The organism is Nitrospira calida, from assembly GCF_976986435.1.
Window position 1 is genome coordinate 353,311 of sequence record NZ_OZ335950.1, and the last position, 15,557, is coordinate 368,867.

Consider the following 15,557-nt stretch of genomic DNA (forward strand, 5'->3'; position numbering starts at 1 on the left):
CGCTCGGAGACGAGCCAAGTTGATCGGCTGGTCCGGCTCATTCCTTGCCGCTATGAGTCTGCTGTTTTCCCCCGCTCTTCCGGGAATCAGCGGCTGCGCCAAGAAAGACTCCTATGTCCCTCCCGATTTGTTTTACCTGTTCGCCAGCTATCCGGTGGGCAAAAACCCGACATCGGTCACTCCGGCCGATTTCAATGGCGACGGGTTCACCGATCTGATGACCACCAACATCGGCGGTAATACCCTGTCGCTGCTTATCGGCAACGGTGACGGCACGTTCAAAGATCAGGTACAGATCAACGTGTGCAAAGAGCCGCGCGCACTGGCGGCCAAGGATTTCGATGGGGACGAGAGGCTGGATGTTGCGGTTGCCTGCTCCGGCAGCGATCAGGTGGCGATCTATTATGGACGCGCCGGCGGTGCTTTTCAGGAAGGACCTCGCTATGCGGTCCACCGGACGCCTGTGTCTGTCGCTAGCGATGATCTGAATGGCGATCAGAAGCCGGACCTCGTCGTGGCCTTACGGAACGACAAGATCAAGATCTTTTTGGGAACAGGAAGAGGACAATTCGAAGAGGGACAGCAATATGAGTACGGCGACACCCCGACGTCGGTCGCGCTTGCCGATCTCAACGGGGACGGCCACGTCGATCTGGCGGTTACCAACGGAGGGCCGATGTCGAGCGCCGTTTCTATTTGGATCGGCAACGGCGATGGGACGTTTCGTGATCCCACCGATTATCGAACCGGCAAGCGTCCGTTGGGCGTGAGCTTCGCCGACTTCAACAATGACCGTATCCGGGATCTCCTCGTGATCAACGGCGACAAGGACACGTTTACGATCTTCCTCGGAAACGGCAACGCGACGTTTCAGAATGGGAAGGACTCCGGGGCCGACGCTGGTCCGAATTTTGGTCTCGCGAAGGACTTCAATGGAGACCATGTCCCCGATGTGGCCATTGTGAATCTCCAATCGAACAATCTGTCGATTCTCTTCGGCAAAGGCGACGGGACCTTCGAGTACCCGCCGCGGAACTATCGCACGAAAGCGGGACCGTTCGCCCTTGCGGAGTTTCATGTGACGACCAAGGATGAAGAAGAACCTGGTCTGGTCACGGCAGACAACGGAGCCGGTACCGTTTCGATATTTCTCCACCGTGGCCTCAAGACATTGGCGTCACCGGACCACCGCCAAGGATGAAACGGGTATCGGAACGGCTTTGTGCCCGGCGCCGGAAATTCCGAGCGATTCTTGACAGGGTGGAGAGCCTACGTTAGAGTGGCCTCCAACACGCGGTTGACTTCCCAACCAACAAGCGGTTTCCATCACGCTGAGCTGATCAGCAATCTCCAGTGAGAACGTTTCTGTGGTGGTTCAGTATGGGATCGCTCACAACCTTGTCGGTCCTGATGGTGCAAGGGGGTGTCCGAGACCTTCTCTATGGTACGCATCCAGCGGGCGGCCCGAGCGCGTACCTTTCCTTCGCGGTCACGATCTTGGGCGGCGGGCTATTGGCCGGCTGCATTGCGTTGATCCTGAACCGGCTGCGGTGATATACGGCCGCCTTTCGTCAGCGCCAGGTCCATGCACTGTTTGAAATGCAACGGATTTATGATGATCGAGCGGCATTACACGCTCGTCAACCGCCGGCTGTACGCCCGTTGTTTGAACTGCGGCTTTTGGCTCGATTTGGCCGACCTGCTGCGGTTTTTCCATAAAGTCCTCGAGAGCGGATTCCGAGGATCCAAGGTCCGGGAATACTACACGCTGTAGCTTTCGCTGATCATCGCCGATGCGCCTATCCACGGGCTGTGTGACTAAGGAAAGCGGAAAAGACGACCGTCTTTGCGGTGTGAGAACGAGCGGGCTGATCGTATTGCTGGCTGTGTGGTGGTTGGTCCAGTCCGTTTCGACGGCCGCCGCCGAAGCGGTTCCCGCGTCCATACAGCGGCCGCAGTTCGCTCAGGAAACGAAGGCGCCGCGTCCCTTGCCCTGGCGTCGGATTCCCGCGCATGGCGTGCTGCTCAAGGACCTCAACACCGGGCGCACCCTGTATGAATTCGAAGCTTCGAAGCGTCTATCGCCGGCGAGTTTGACCAAAATCATGTCGGCGCTGGTCATCCTGGAATACGGCAATTTGGACGATCAAGTCATCGTCAGCCCTTGGGCGGCGCGTGCTCACAAGATTCGCTTGGGGCTGAAGGCCGGACAGGTGTTTCGGCTGGAAGATTTACTCAAGGCGATGTTGATCGTGTCGGCCAACGACGCCTGCTTGGCGGCCGTCGAGCATGTCGGCGGGGATGAAGAACAATTTGTGCTGCTGATGAACGCCAAGGCCAGCGCGTTGGGCCTGACCGACACGCACTTCAGCAACGGTTGCGGATTCGACGCACCGGATCACTACTCGACCGCTGAAGACCTGGCCAAACTGAGCGAGTTCGCCCTCCGGCATCCTGTCTTCAAGCAGTTGGTGCGAGCAGAACGGGAGATCATCACACCCGTTAACGGAAGCCGGCCTTATCTACTCCGAAACACTAACCGTCTCCTTGGAACCGTGCCCGGCGTCGAGGGAGTGAAGACCGGGTTCACCTCCAAAGCCGGGCGATGCTTGGTCGCGAAGGTCTCTCAAGACGGGAGAGACCTCCTGCTCGTGCTCCTCAACGCCAAGCGCCGTTGGACGACCGCGTTGCGTCTGATCCGTTTTGGGCTCGACGCGCTCGACGGCGAACCGGATACGCTTCGGTAACATCACAGCGGAAATCGCGGAGGCAGCCTTGCATCCTGGTAAGCCAGAATGCGACGGCGCCCGTCTTCGTCAGACTGGACAATGAGCAGCAGGCGGGTCCCGGCCTCGACGAGCTTAAGCCGGGCGAACTGCTCTGAATCGAGCGCGTAGAGAAGTAATAGGAACTCTCCTTCGATGGACCGCCATTCCTTCCGGTTCGGCACGGAGACGTCCAGACGCATTTCCCAATCAAGCCACACCGCCTGCTCGGTCTCATCAATCAGGCGGACCCGCCCTTGAATGGTGGTAGGTTCGCGGAAGTCGAGGAGGGCAAGTCGCGCGTCAAACGGAGACCTCTCCTCAGGAAAAACCGGTACTCCTTCCTGAGCGGCGGATGGAAATTGAGCGAAAAAGAAACTGGCCAGAATGATGTCCGCCCACATAAATCAGTACGACGGGCTGCCGGGTCTCGAGAAGCAAGCTGTTATCGCGGAAGCGTGAATTCGATGTTGACGTCTTTCCCGAGATAATTCACCAGGATCCCTTGTTTCTCGTAGTTCAAAACCGCTCCCATCACGTTTTCGTCGCCGTAGTCTTCCTTGCCAAGCAACTTCCGGATGTCGTCCGGGCTTTCACTATTGAGGACATTTCGGAGGATTCCCCGAGTCTTGTAGGCAAAGCGGTTGTTGATGAAAATGAGATCGACTTTCCCGTCCAGTATCCGCACGCCAGCCATGGGACCGGTCGGTTTGCGTTGATCGCGCAGGAGAATAAACGTCGCCTCCTGCTCGGCTACGACACCAGGTATCTTCTCGTTGACCAAAATGTCCACCGCTTTGCTTTCTGGATCACCCAGTTTGACGCCGAATAGGGATATATCAGTGCTGATGACGGCTTTTGGATCCATCACGTCGTTCTTGCTTAGCTCATACGGCTCGGCTGGGAGAACAGACGGATTCCACACGACAGTGAAACCGACAAGCAAACCCAGCACCACACACTGTCTCTCAATCATCGGGTCCTCCTCGAGTCATTACGGATCACGTTGTGGAGGTAGGGCTGATCTGTACGGAAGGAAACTCAGTCAGATAACGCATTGTAACGAACGGTCCTACGACTTGCAAGAAGCAGCTATTTTACCTCTTCCTCACGTGTGGGGATCCCTGAATCCTTCTCTCAGCCACTGGTGACCGACCCGATCCGTTGGGATGCTCCCTCCCTTGATGCGGACAATAGTTCTCTCACGATCGATTGGCAAAGGCCGGCGAACTCTCTCGCCGCAAGACTCTGGTATCGGTTGGTCGGATGGACCAACCCCACCGAATGCCGCGGTGTCGGGTCGATAAGGTCGACGGTGCGAAGGCACCGTCTGCGAAGGTGAAGGCGCACGTAGAGTTCCGGCAAGATGGTCAAGCCAGCCCCCTCCGCCACCGCTTCAAGAATGCCTTCCGGCGACGTCATCTCGAGGACGACCTGTGGTTCAATACCGACCTTGCTGCACTCGGCTTCGATCATTTTACGCAAACAGTAATCCACCGGCATCAGCACAAGTGGCAGGCCGGCCAATTCCCGCATCCGCAGGCGAGCTTTTCTAATGGGAAAGCTTGCGGGAGCGACCAACGCAAGCCGTTCGTCGAACAACGGCGTTGTCGTCAAGCGATCGTCAACAACAGGAAGCAGGCAAATCCCGAGATCCAGACGATTGGCCAGCAACGAAGCCACAATGTCAGACGACGGTTGTGCCTGGATCCGCAGATGGATGCCGGGGAACCTGCGCTTGAAGCGAGCGACGAGCAAAGGAATGAGATAGGAGTTGACAGTAGACAGCGAGCCAACGACCAGTCGGCCTTTTCTCGCGCCCTGCAACTCCTGGACCGATTGCGATGCTTGCTCCAGTTCCCTCATCACCCGTTCGGCGTGCTCGCGAAAGATTTCTCCGGCCCGTGTCAGCACGACCTTCCGTCCGAGGCGGTCGAAGAGCCGGATTCCTAACTCCTCTTCCAGAGCGCGGATCTGAACCGAAAGGGAGGGCTGCGAGACGTGCACGGTTTCCGCGGCGCGTGAAAAGTTTTGGGCGTCAGCGACGGCTAAAAAATATCGCAGATGTCTCAGTTCCATGGAAAGGATGTCTGAATCATGTATAGGATTTAATTATTCATTTTATTATGAACATATATTGGATTGATAGCTCCCGGATCGCTTATTAAATTGAATCACCAGCTCGATACTGGCGCTGGCGGAGAAGGTGGGGACTCGTCAGCCCCAATGAGATCTGGCCGCCAGAGCGGCGTTGGGCGTTCATCTAGGGAGGAAAATGATGCGGAGACAGTCATGGTACGCAGGGCTTCTAGTCAGCGGAATTGTTGTCGCGATGGCGGGATGTGCAGAGGGAACGGGGAGTTCCAGAGCGGCCAAGTCTCTTTATGACCGGCTCGGGGGCAAGGAAGCCATTACGGCCGTGGTGGATCAGTTCGTCGCGAACGTGGCGGCCGACGCCCGGATCAACGGACGGTTTGCCACGACCGACATTCCAAAGCTCAAGCGCCATCTCGTCGATCAAGTCTGTATGGCTGCCGGCGGGCCTTGCATCTATACAGGGCGGGATATGAAAACCGCCCATGCCGGCATGAAAATCACTAACGCCGACTTCGACGCGCTGGTGGAAGATCTGGTCGGCGCCCTGGACAAATTCAACGTGCCGAAACGGGAGCAACAGGAGCTGTTGGCCTTGCTCGGGCCGATGAAGAAAGACATCGTCGAAGTGCCATAGGAATCGCGGTCGGGGACAGGGTCGGACATCCTGCCCCGTTTCCGCAGGGTGAGCGGTCAACCAGCCGTATAGGGGCGAAGCAGCAACTCGGCCAGCAGCCGGAGGCGCTCGAAATAAGGGCTGACGTCTTCGGTGAGATCCGGAAGAAGCCCATTAAGATCCGCTAGGCAGTCCCGAAGAATGTTCACCCGCGGTTTATCCAGTCCCTCCGCGGTATCCAGATAATAGACGACGCAGCCACTGATCACCGTATCCAACGTCATGAGCTCGCCCTCGTTTGGACTCGACAAACGAGGCCACCGAGCTGACCGGTGCTCTTCCCACAGGGCGGCGATTTCGTCATGCTTCATGGAGAGCTCGCGCACGTCTTGCCGGCCGACACCCGTTCTATCAACCTGCGTCTCCCAGCCAGCCCAATGCATTGAGCAGCAGAAGCGCCAACGCACAGAGGCCCAAGCCCCAGAATCGATAGTCGATATCTTCCCGACTGAGGCACCACTCCAAAATTCGGCGTCGCCAAGGTTCGGGGCCGGTCGCGAGGAACAGGCCTTTGGCGATCATGGCGATCCCGGTGATGACCCAGAGCGGCTGATACCGCAGTTCTTTCGTCGAAACGATCAGCACGATTCCGAAACAGGTCGCCAGAGCTTCCCACCGCAGAACCGCAGGAGAAATGGCCAACACCTCCCGAACCCTTGTGACAACATGGCGGGGAGCAAGCAACAGAGAGAGACCATCTGCCGCCCAGACTCCGGCGATCGCCGCTAAGATGTATTTCATTTGGGTGCCCTAGCGGGCGTGAGACGTGTCCGTTAAAGCCTCTCGCTTATCCCCCTCTCACGCCACGCTCCACTATGGATAAAGTCCGCGTTGTAAATGCGCTTGGGCCACCTTGTCGATCCCGCTCATCAAGGCCGCCATCCGCATAGAGGTCTTTTTCGCCGATGCAAAGCTCAATGTGCGGTGAAACGCGTTTGTGATGATCTCGTGTAGACGTTCCTGAATATCCTTGGCCTTCCAGAAGAACCGTTGAGCGTCCTGCACCCACTCGAAATAGGACACGATCACCCCTCCCGAGTTGGCCAGGATATCAGGAATAATAAAGACACCTTTGTCGATGAGAATGCGATCGGCCTCCAGCGTGGTGGGCCCGTTGGCCCCCTCCGCCAGAATGCGGCAGCGGAGGTTGGCTGCGTTTTTTTCGGTGATCTGCTCGGAGAGCGCGGCCGGCACCAGCACCGTACAGTTCAACTGCAGAAGCTCTTCATTGGTGAGAAAGTCGCCCATCTTGGTGTCCCGAAGGGTTTGCCCGTTGGTCCGATAGCGCCTGAGCAACTCCGGGATATCCAGCCCTTTTGCGTTGTAGATGCCGCCCGTAACATCGCTCACCGCTATGACCTTTGCTCCAGCCTCCTGCATGATCAACGCCGTGTTGGAACCGACATTGCCGAATCCTTGGATGGCGACAGTCGCCTTCTCAATATCCATCTTCAAATGGCGAAGTGCCTCCATAGTCACGTACACGACGCCGCGACCTGTGGCTTCCTCGCGGCCCAGACTACCGCCGATCGAAAGCGGTTTCCCCGTCACGACGCCCTGCACGGCGTAACCGACCTGTTGGCTGTACGTGTCCATAATCCAGGCCATCACCTGGGCGTCGGTCCCGACATCAGGGGCCGGCACGTCTTTGTCGGGACCGATCAACGGGAAAATTTCCGCAGCATAACGGCGGGTCAGCCTTTGTAATTCGGAACGGGATAGTTTTTTGGGAGCAACTTTGACGCCCCCCTTCGCGCCGCCGTAGGGAAGACCGGCCAAGGCACATTTCCAGGTCATCCACATGGCCAACGCCGCCACTTCGCCGAGGTTCACGTCGGGGTGATAGCGAATCCCGCCCTTCGAGGGGCCGCGCGAGGAATCATGCTGTACGCGATAGCCGGTAAACACTTCTACGGATCCATTATCCATGCGGACAGGAATGCTGACGATTAAGGAGCGTTGCGGCAGCTTCAGCCGTTGCCGTAGGTTGGGGTCCAGGTTCAGGGCTTCGGCAGCCTGATCGAACTGGGCAACGGCTAACCGGTAGGTCGGAGTATCCAGCTCATTCGTTGTTGGCCTTGTCACCTGTACCGTCTCGCTCACCCGGAACCTCCCTTGCTAAGCGCTCTTCAGGCTACTCGACCTCACTGCGATTCGATCAAGTCCGAGCCCCGCCGACTTGGCGATGCCCGCGCATCGATGCCGGCGAGGACCTGGTCCCATTCGATATCAAACACTTCGGCGAAGATAGCCGCAACCCGCTGCCTGACTTCGGCCATGTCGACCGGACGCCCGAGCCACGCGGCCATCGAGGTGACGACGCATCCCTCGATGCCGCAGGGCACAATCCAGCCGAACGGAGTTGTATCAACCGTGACATTGAGTGAAAAGCCGTGCATGGTCACGCCTCGCATGATCCGTACACCTACGGATGCAATCTTTGCAGGCTGGTGGTCTCCGACCCAGACTCCGGGGAACGTCGCAATGCGCCGCCCTTGAATGCCCCATTCGGATAAGGTTCTCAAGATGACGTCCTCCAGAAGTCTGATATAGACTCTGGGTCCCGGGCAATAGCGATGTAACTGCAGGATGGGGTAGCCGACGAGTTGTCCAGGTCCATGATAGGTCACCGATCCGCCCCGCTCGACATGGTAAACGGAGCAACCGTGAGCGCGCAGGGACATCTCATCGCCGCCCCAGTGTTCGGATTTGGTGCTGCGCCCAAGCGTGAAGACCGGCGAATGTTCCAGAAGGAGCAGCGTATCGGGCCGGAGGTCCTGCATCCGTTCCTCGACGAACGTCTTCTGGAGTTCCCATGCCGTTTCGTAGGCGACCACGTCGTGTTGGATGAGGAGACCTGACTGTTTCATCGTCGTAGCCTATGGCGATCCCTAGCCGTATGGATCGGCTCTGCGGAAAGAGAGATCAGGTCCGTCACTGAGCTGCCTGTAAAAACGGCGCGCGCGGCAATGTGGCGACAAACGGACCGTTTTTCCCATAAACCGCCAGTTGAGCCGGTTCCCGTTCGCCGCGACGGAGGAAGACGTGCCAGAAATCGCCCATGTTGTAGATCTGATGATTGTCCACTGCGGTAATCACGTCGCCTGAATGGAGTCCGGCTTGGCCGCCAGCTTTGGACGGATCAACCTGCACCGCCAGAATACCTCGGTCCACGTCCAGGTTAAAGCTGGCCACGATACTGGGTGTAATTGTGACGGGGATAAATCCGAGATCCGGACGAAAGACAGAACCGCGGACCAGCATGGACTGAATATGCGGGTAAGCGGCTTCCATTGAAATCGCATAGCTAATGGCTTGTGCCGAAGGCGCAACCGCGACATTGATCCCGACGACTTGGCCGGAGAGGTCAACCAAGGGGCCGCCGCTGTTACCCGGATTGATCGCTGCATCGGTTTGGATCAGGTCGTAGAGCGTCTCGCCGTTGGGTGCCAATACCGATCGGTCTAGGGCACTGACCACACCAACGGTGACCGATGACCCCCCTTTCAAGGCCAGGGGATTGCCTATCGCCACCACCGTCTCGCCGATCTCCAGGGACAAGGATTGGCTTAACTGCGCCGGGACCAGATCCGTAGCGGCGATTTTAATCACTGCCAGATCCAGCAAAAAATCTCGCGCCACGACACGGCCTGGTGTGAGTCGCCCGTTCGCTAATCCGACCACAAGACTTTTGACTCCTTCGACCAAATGGTTGTTGGTCAGGATATATCCGCCGGCATCGATGATAATACCCGAACCCGAGCCGGAGGCGGTGGAATGTTGCGGGAGGTTCTGCGGGACCCCACGGGTGAGAATCGTGACGACCGAAGGCCGCACCTTTGCTACGACGGCCGGAACGGAAAGAGTTTTTTTCGTGTTCGGCTGGTCCGCTCCTTGCTGCGCCAGGACTGGAACGGATGTCGCCGCGATGAGGCCGACACACCACGCCATGCACAGAAGACTTGGAGCTCTCGCGGCCATCTTCAGCCTCGTCCGCGCAGGAAAGCCGATTTTTATTTTCTCATAACTCGCGCGAAGTCGAAAGCAGACCTGGCGTGAAACAAAGCGGGCGAGGTTCCCGCCTCGCCCGCTTTTCGGTCGTTCCCAATCGTGTCCGTTAGCGAATCGCCGCGAACATTTGTTTGATCTCCGGCGTCTTGAGTTTCTTTAACGCCTTGGCCTCGATCTGCCGGATACGCTCGCGGGTGACAGAAAGACTCTGGCCAACCTGTTCCAATGTCCGAGGTTCATCTTGACCGATCCCGAAGCGCAACCGGATGACGGTTTGTTCTCTAGGCGTCAGGGTGCTGAGGATCCGGTCCAATTCGCGGGACAACTCCGTCCGATGAACATGGGCATCAGGAGGCACCGCTTGCAGATCGGGCAACAGCTCGCCGAACTGGGTCTCGCCATCTCCCACCGGGGACTCCAGGGCGATGGGTTCTTGGAATGCTTGGATCGTCTCGTGGAGTTTATCTGGACGCACGCCAAGCGTCTGAGCCAGCTCTTCGATCCGAGGCGCACGGCCCAACTGCTGAATGAGCCGTCTCGACACCCGCAGCATGCGATTCGAGGCTTCGGTCTGGTGGACCGGAATCCGAATCGTGCGCGATTGGTCCGCCAGGGCTCTGGTGATCCCTTGCCTGATCCACCAGGTGGCGTACGTGCTGAACTTAAACCCTTTCCGGTATTCATATCGTTCGGCCGCCTTCATGAGGCCGATGTTGCCTTCCTGCACCAAATCCAGGAGGCTTAACCCGCGACCCGTATAATGCTTGGCCACGTCAACGACAAGGCGCAAGTTGCAGCGCACCAGTTCGTCTTTTGCGCTTTCGAGGACGGCCCGCCCTTCGCGTACCTGCAACCGGATGGCGTTCAAGCGCTGCAGGTGCGTTGCCGCCCGTTTGCCCGGACCCTTGGACTGCTCGCACAGGATTGCCAAGCTCGCTTCGGCCCGGTCAAGTGCGGTCGCGGAGAGACCGCTCAACCGACGCACAACCTGCAACGTGCGCGTCGCTTGCACGACCTTTTCCACCTTGCGCATTTGGGAGGCTACCTTCACGGCGGCACGGAGGGCTGCCCGAACAGCTCTGGTCCCCTGATCGATCCGTTTTGCAAGCGCAATCTCTTCTTCACGGGTCAGCAGCGGCCGCTCGCCGAATGAACGGAAGTACAGAGACTCCAACACCATCGGCCCTTCGAGCGGGGCGTTCGATTCGGCATCCTCGGAAACTTCAGGAGCTTTCGCCGCGACACCCGTGTCCTGCTCAATCAGGTCCAACAGGTCGCTGGCTTCTGAATCGTCCGTTTCGAGCTCCAAATTCGGAGCTGCAGGAGCGGGCCGATCATCCTCGAAAACTATTTCATCTCGTTCGTCCTTCATAGGTCACCTAGGAGTTCCATATACGCTGCGAGGCGGATTGTGTAAAACAAATGTCCAAACAGAGTAACCATTCGTGCGTTTTACATTTTTAGAGCACAGGAGGATGGAAAGGATTCGTCTAAACCGTCCCTTCCGTTCCCAGATCCACCTTCCTCTTTTTAAAATTACGAGAGGAGGGGCGCATTGGATGGGTGGGCCTAACAAGCAGGGAATCAGAATGGGGAAAGAGAACGGCTGTTAATCGATTAAATTTGTCAAGGCATTGATTTTTTTTAAAAATTACCCTTTTTCTAATCGTCTAATGAAAGGAGCCAAAATGTCAATAGGAATGGGGAAGATTGTGGTCGAGTTCTTCTCGGCACCCACCTCAACCAGCGTTTGGAGATAGCGGAGCTGGAGGGCTGCTGGGTTCTGGCTGATCACGTTAGCGGCCTCGGCCAACCGCTGGGCTGCCTGAAATTCGCCTTCGGCGTGGATCACCTTGGCACGTCGCTCGCGCTCGGCCTCGGCTTGGCGGGCGATTGCCCGTTGCATTTCCTGGGGCAAATCCACGTTCTTGACTTCGACGGCGGTGACCTTCACCCCCCACGGCTCGGTCTGCTGGTCAATAATCCTCTGGAGTTCTGCGTTGATCTCTTCTCGTTTGGCCAATAAGTCATCCAACTGACTTTGCCCGAGCACGCTGCGGAGCGTCGTTTGGGCCATCATGGAGGTAGCATACAGATAATCCTCCACCTCGACGATGGCCCGCTGAGGTTCCACGACGCGAAAGTAGATCACCGCGTTCACTTTGACCGTGACGTTATCTCTGGTGATCACGTCTTGCGGGGGGACATCCATCGCCACGGTCCGGAGGCTTACGCGGACCAACTTATCGATGAAGGGAATAATGATGACAACTCCAGGACCATTGCCGCCCACAATCCCTCGCGCCAAGCGCCCCCAGCGAAAAATCACCGCCCGCTCGTACTCCCGCAGGACATTGAAGCCCATCAATACCAGGATCACTGCGAGCACCAACAGCGCGAACGGACTGAAGAGCAGGTTCATCTCATGCCTCTTTCTTTGGGCTGACCGGTTTGACGTACAGTTTCAAACCCTCCACGCGTGTGACTTCGGCCTGATCGCCTGGCTTAAGCGGCTGCTCGCTGATGGCTTCCCACAGCTCCCCGTGTATGGTGAGCTGTCCCTTCGGATCCAGCGCCGTCTTGGCCACCCCGATCAACCCGATCATCCCCTCACGGCCGGTCAGCGGTTGCCGTCTCATAGCCCTTACTCCCATGCCGACGATGAATATTGTAAACAAGGCTGCCATGCCAACAACAGGAAGAATGACGGCCCAGGAGATCTGGAGAAACGGGGCTTCGGCCTTCATCAGCATGAGGGACCCGAGAATCATGGAGATCACGCCGCCGATGGCCAGCAAGCCGAAGCTGGTGACGGTCGCTTCCAGAATGAAAAACACGATGCCCAGCAGGATCAGTAGGACGCCGGCATAGTTCACCGGCAAGGATTGGAAGGAATAAAACGCCAGGATCAGGCTGATCGCGCCGACAATCCCAGGCAGGATCGCACCTGGATTGTAAAGTTCGGCCAAGAGGCCGATGGTGCCGATGGTCATCAACAGATAGGCGATGTTAGGATCGCTGAGGGCCTTGAGCATTTCCAGGCGCCATCCCATCGGAAACTCGACCACCGCCGCGTCCTTCGTCCGCAGAACGACGGCTCCGCGTCCAAGGTTCACCGATCGGCCGTCCACGGCCTTGAGCAGAGTCGGTACGTCGTCCGCGATGAGGTCGACGATCTTGAGCTTCACCGCTTCTTTTTCGGTGACCGACACGCTCTTGCGCACCGCCTCCTCCGCCCATGACACATTGCGGCCGCGCTGCTCAGCGATGGACTTGATGTAAGCCACCGAATCGTTCTCGACTTTCTCCTTCATCGTCTTGTCCATTTCACCACCGCCCATCGCGACCGGATGGGCGGCCCCGATGTTCGTGCCGGGTGCCATCGCCGCGATATGCGCCGCCATCGTGATGAAGACGCCGGCCGAAGCCGCGCGGCCGCCGGACGGAGCCACATAGACGATGATCGGGATCGGTGAGCCGGTGAAGTCCTTGATGATGACGCGCATGGACGTGTCGAGTCCGCCCGGCGTGTCCAAGCGGAGGATCAGCGCGGAGGCACTCTGCGCCTGCGCGAAGGCGATGGCGTCGTGCACGTATTCGGCGGCGACCGGATTGATCACGCCCTCGTAGGTCGCCAGGGCGACCGTCGAGGAGGCTCCAGCTTCGGCCGAGAGCGCAACCAACAGACCCAGACTTGCCGTCGCTTGGGCGAGCAGGCGCAACGATCGACCGGCGGTGAAAAACATTGCGGGACGGCGTCTCGAACCGTTCATCGAGAGGTCCCTCGCATGGCACGGAAAAGGAGTGATGGTGTTCCTCAACATTCGATTAGGAATGAGAAATGCGCAGGAATGTACCTGGATCATACGGTCCACCCGATACCCTGTCAAGGAACCGCCGCCGTTCGGTTGCAAAGCCCCGACCAGTCTCCTACAATGAGCCCGCCATGGCACGGTTGCAAGACGGCGAGCGCATCCATCTCGTTGACAAGAAGGGTCGGCACTATGCGCTGACGCTGAAGGCAGGGGCCATCTTTCAGCACAGCGGCGAGACGATCTCGCACGACATTCTGATCGGGAGGCCGGACGGCAGTCTTGTCACGCTATCCCGAGGCACGCGCATGATCGCCCTGCGTCCCACGCTTGCCGAATACGTCTTGAAGATGCCGCGTGGCGCCCAGGTGATTTATCCCAAGGACCTGGCAATTATCGCGATGTGGGCCGACATCTATCCTGGCGCAAAGGTCTTCGAAGCCGGAACCGGCTCCGGCGCGTTGACAATGGCGCTGTTGCGAGCCGTCGGCCCGCGCGGATCGGTGGTGAGTTACGAAGCTCGTGAGGACTTCGCTCGCACCGCCGCCGGAAACATCGAACGGTATCTGGGCGCGACCCCCAATCTTACCATTGCCAGAGCCGATGCGTACGAAGGTATCGAGGTCCCAGCCGGGGGGGGCCTCTTCGATCGGGTCGTGCTCGATCTTCCGGAACCCTGGCGGGTTGTCCCCCACGCCGCGAAGGTCTTGCGTTCGGGGGGCATCTACCTGAGTTTCGTTCCGACCGTGCCGCAGGTCATGCAGACCATCGAGGCATTGGAGCGATCCGGTGTCTTCGGTTTGGTCCAAACTTTTGAAACGTTGCTGCGAACTTGGTCTGTGCAAGGGCGGAGCGTCCGTCCGGATCATCGGATGGTGGCCCATTCGGGGTTCATCACGGTCGCGCGCAAGGTCGAGCCGGGGCTGTGGATGAATCGACTGGGCGGAACTGCCGAGGAACTCAACGGCCGGAGCGGGGCCGACTATACCGACGAAGACGAGGAAACTCGATGAGCAGGCTGCACGGCAAGGTGGCGTTGATCACGGGCGGCAACGCCGGTATCGGCGAAGCGATCGCGACGCTGTTCGCCCAGGAAGGCGCAGCAGTCACCATCACAGGCCGACGTAAGGATCGATTGGAGCGGGTGATCGGCGAGATCGGGCAAAGGGGCGGCCGGGCACTGGCCGTGGCCGGATCGGTGACCGATGAAACCCACGCACGGGAAGCGGTCGCGCAAACGGTCCGGACATTCGGCCGGCTGGACATTCTGGTCAACAACGCCGGCATCGGGGACTTCGGAAAGAAGATTCACGAGATGGACGACGCCACCTGGCAGCGGATGCTCGACGTCAACGTCACCGGCGTGTTCCGCATGACCCGGGCGGCGATCCCTGAAATGCTGAAAGCCGGCGGCGGAGCGATCATCAACATTTCTTCGGTCGCCAGCCTGGTCGGGCTTCCCATGCTCCCCGCGTATGCGGCCTCCAAGGGAGCGCTGGATGCCCTCACCCGCGCGATCGCTGTTGATTACGCCGCGCAAGGGATTCGCTGCAACGTGGTGAATCCCGGCCTCATTGAGACGCCGATGGCCGAAAGTCTGTTGAGCGATCCGGCACGAACGACCGAGGTGTTGAGACAGTACCTTATCGCGCGTCCCGGCAAACCCGAAGAAGTGGCAAAGCTGGTGCTCTATCTCGCGTCCGACGATGCTTCCTGGGTTACCGGCGGCACATTCACGATCGACGGCGGCATGACCGCGCATTGATATTTTGGTACGGAGAGCGCATCAATGCGACCGCGAAGGAAAGGCGAGGCCGTGACCGCATGGCGTATCTGTGCCCTGTGGATCGTGATCGCCGTCACGACGGTGACGATCCCGGCTTGGGGCCGCGGCGGGATCGACTTTTCCGGCACCGTTCTGTCGGTTGATCCAGAAGCGGGGAAATTTGCGGTGAAGAAGGCGGACGGCGGGACGCGGTTCACCTTTGTCGCCAACGACAAGACTGCATTCGAAGGCCGAGGCCGCAAAGATCTCAGGGATCTGAAAAAAGGCGATCAGGTCGTTGTGACGTATCAGGTGTCGGGAAGCCATTACATCGCCCTGAAGGTGATAGTCAAAGAGAGATAATGGAGCGTTTGGCAATCGGCTGGCGGCCAGCTCAAACTTGACGGCCAGCCGCCGCGAGCCCTCTCAAAAAA

At 58.5% G+C, this 15,557-nt stretch carries 19 protein-coding genes; 8 read left to right on the plus strand and 11 right to left on the minus strand.

Annotated elements, in window-relative coordinates; translation table 11 throughout:
* The first annotated feature begins 19 nt into the window (after positions 1-19).
* The 4 genes from ACWHTU_RS01835 (at position 20) to ACWHTU_RS01850 (ending at position 2,747) form a co-directional block, all read left to right on the plus strand.
* Positions 20-1,201 carry an FG-GAP repeat domain-containing protein gene (locus tag ACWHTU_RS01835; RefSeq protein ID WP_447861216.1) on the plus strand — a complete coding sequence of 394 codons (1,182 nt, stop codon included), beginning with the start codon at positions 20-22 and terminating at the stop codon, positions 1,199-1,201.
* A 179-nt stretch (positions 1,202-1,380) separates the two neighbouring features.
* Positions 1,381-1,554 (plus strand): hypothetical protein, encoded by a 174-nt coding sequence (locus ACWHTU_RS01840; protein ID WP_447861217.1) that lies wholly within the window; start codon positions 1,381-1,383, stop codon positions 1,552-1,554.
* A gap of 58 nt (positions 1,555-1,612) precedes the next feature.
* The gene (locus tag ACWHTU_RS01845) at positions 1,613-1,774 is read left to right on the plus strand and encodes a hypothetical protein (RefSeq protein ID WP_447861218.1); all 162 of its coding nucleotides are present in this window, start codon (positions 1,613-1,615) and stop codon (positions 1,772-1,774) included.
* A 19-nt stretch (positions 1,775-1,793) separates the two neighbouring features.
* A complete protein-coding gene (locus tag ACWHTU_RS01850) occupies positions 1,794-2,747 on the plus strand; it encodes a D-alanyl-D-alanine carboxypeptidase family protein (RefSeq protein ID WP_447861219.1) in 954 nt (317 codons plus the stop codon).
* Positions 2,748-2,749: 2 nt separating this feature from the next.
* Here ACWHTU_RS01850 and ACWHTU_RS01855 read toward each other — a convergent pair whose 3' ends face one another.
* From ACWHTU_RS01855 to ACWHTU_RS01865, 3 genes are all read right to left on the minus strand, one after another.
* On the minus strand, positions 2,750-3,169 hold the full coding sequence (locus tag ACWHTU_RS01855) for a hypothetical protein (RefSeq protein WP_447861220.1): 420 nt from the start codon (positions 3,167-3,169) through the stop codon (positions 2,750-2,752).
* A gap of 41 nt (positions 3,170-3,210) precedes the next feature.
* Positions 3,211-3,741: a hypothetical protein gene (locus ACWHTU_RS01860; protein ID WP_447861221.1), complete on the minus strand. Its 531-nt coding sequence runs from the start codon at positions 3,739-3,741 to the stop codon at positions 3,211-3,213.
* Positions 3,742-3,902: 161 nt separating this feature from the next.
* Positions 3,903-4,844, minus strand: a complete 942-nt coding sequence (locus ACWHTU_RS01865; RefSeq protein ID WP_447861222.1) for a LysR substrate-binding domain-containing protein — start codon at positions 4,842-4,844, stop codon at positions 3,903-3,905.
* Positions 4,845-5,097: 253 nt separating this feature from the next.
* Between ACWHTU_RS01865 and ACWHTU_RS01870 the strand changes: the two genes are divergently transcribed.
* Positions 5,098-5,496 carry a group I truncated hemoglobin gene (locus ACWHTU_RS01870; RefSeq protein WP_447861223.1) on the plus strand — a complete coding sequence of 133 codons (399 nt, stop codon included), beginning with the start codon at positions 5,098-5,100 and terminating at the stop codon, positions 5,494-5,496.
* A gap of 56 nt (positions 5,497-5,552) precedes the next feature.
* Here ACWHTU_RS01870 and ACWHTU_RS01875 read toward each other — a convergent pair whose 3' ends face one another.
* The 8 genes from ACWHTU_RS01875 to ACWHTU_RS01910 form a co-directional block, all read right to left on the minus strand.
* On the minus strand, positions 5,553-5,846 hold the full coding sequence (locus tag ACWHTU_RS01875; RefSeq protein WP_447861224.1) for a hypothetical protein: 294 nt from the start codon (positions 5,844-5,846) through the stop codon (positions 5,553-5,555).
* Positions 5,847-5,886: 40 nt separating this feature from the next.
* Complete coding sequence (locus tag ACWHTU_RS01880; RefSeq protein WP_447861225.1) at positions 5,887-6,276, minus strand: hypothetical protein; 390 nt, start codon at positions 6,274-6,276, stop codon at positions 5,887-5,889.
* Positions 6,277-6,348: 72 nt separating this feature from the next.
* Entirely contained in the window at positions 6,349-7,638 is a 1,290-nt protein-coding gene (locus ACWHTU_RS01885; protein ID WP_447861226.1) for a Glu/Leu/Phe/Val family dehydrogenase, read from the minus strand.
* Between the two features lie 41 nt (positions 7,639-7,679).
* Positions 7,680-8,405, minus strand: coding sequence for a lipoyl(octanoyl) transferase LipB (lipB, locus tag ACWHTU_RS01890; RefSeq protein WP_447861227.1), 726 nt, complete (start codon positions 8,403-8,405; stop codon positions 7,680-7,682).
* A 64-nt stretch (positions 8,406-8,469) separates the two neighbouring features.
* The gene (locus ACWHTU_RS01895; RefSeq protein WP_447861228.1) at positions 8,470-9,516 is read right to left on the minus strand and encodes a S1C family serine protease; all 1,047 of its coding nucleotides are present in this window, start codon (positions 9,514-9,516) and stop codon (positions 8,470-8,472) included.
* 136 nt (positions 9,517-9,652) lie between these two features.
* A complete protein-coding gene (locus ACWHTU_RS01900) occupies positions 9,653-10,918 on the minus strand; it encodes a sigma-70 family RNA polymerase sigma factor (RefSeq protein ID WP_447861229.1) in 1,266 nt (421 codons plus the stop codon).
* A gap of 279 nt (positions 10,919-11,197) precedes the next feature.
* Positions 11,198-11,968 carry a slipin family protein gene (locus ACWHTU_RS01905; RefSeq protein WP_447861230.1) on the minus strand — a complete coding sequence of 257 codons (771 nt, stop codon included), beginning with the start codon at positions 11,966-11,968 and terminating at the stop codon, positions 11,198-11,200.
* 1 nt (position 11,969) lies between these two features.
* Entirely contained in the window at positions 11,970-13,319 is a 1,350-nt protein-coding gene (locus ACWHTU_RS01910) for an NfeD family protein (RefSeq protein WP_447861231.1), read from the minus strand.
* Between the two features lie 173 nt (positions 13,320-13,492).
* On the opposite strand from ACWHTU_RS01910, the gene ACWHTU_RS01915 reads away from it, so the two are divergent.
* The 3 genes from ACWHTU_RS01915 to ACWHTU_RS01925 are packed head-to-tail and all read left to right on the plus strand — an operon-like array spanning position 13,493 to position 15,486.
* On the plus strand, positions 13,493-14,371 hold the full coding sequence (locus tag ACWHTU_RS01915) for a tRNA (adenine-N1)-methyltransferase (protein ID WP_447861232.1): 879 nt from the start codon (positions 13,493-13,495) through the stop codon (positions 14,369-14,371).
* Complete coding sequence (locus ACWHTU_RS01920; protein WP_447861233.1) at positions 14,368-15,123, plus strand: SDR family NAD(P)-dependent oxidoreductase; 756 nt, start codon at positions 14,368-14,370, stop codon at positions 15,121-15,123. The genes ACWHTU_RS01915 and ACWHTU_RS01920 overlap by 4 nt, the downstream gene beginning before the upstream one ends.
* A gap of 24 nt (positions 15,124-15,147) precedes the next feature.
* Complete coding sequence (locus tag ACWHTU_RS01925; RefSeq protein ID WP_447861234.1) at positions 15,148-15,486, plus strand: hypothetical protein; 339 nt, start codon at positions 15,148-15,150, stop codon at positions 15,484-15,486.
* Positions 15,487-15,557: the final 71 nt, after the last annotated feature.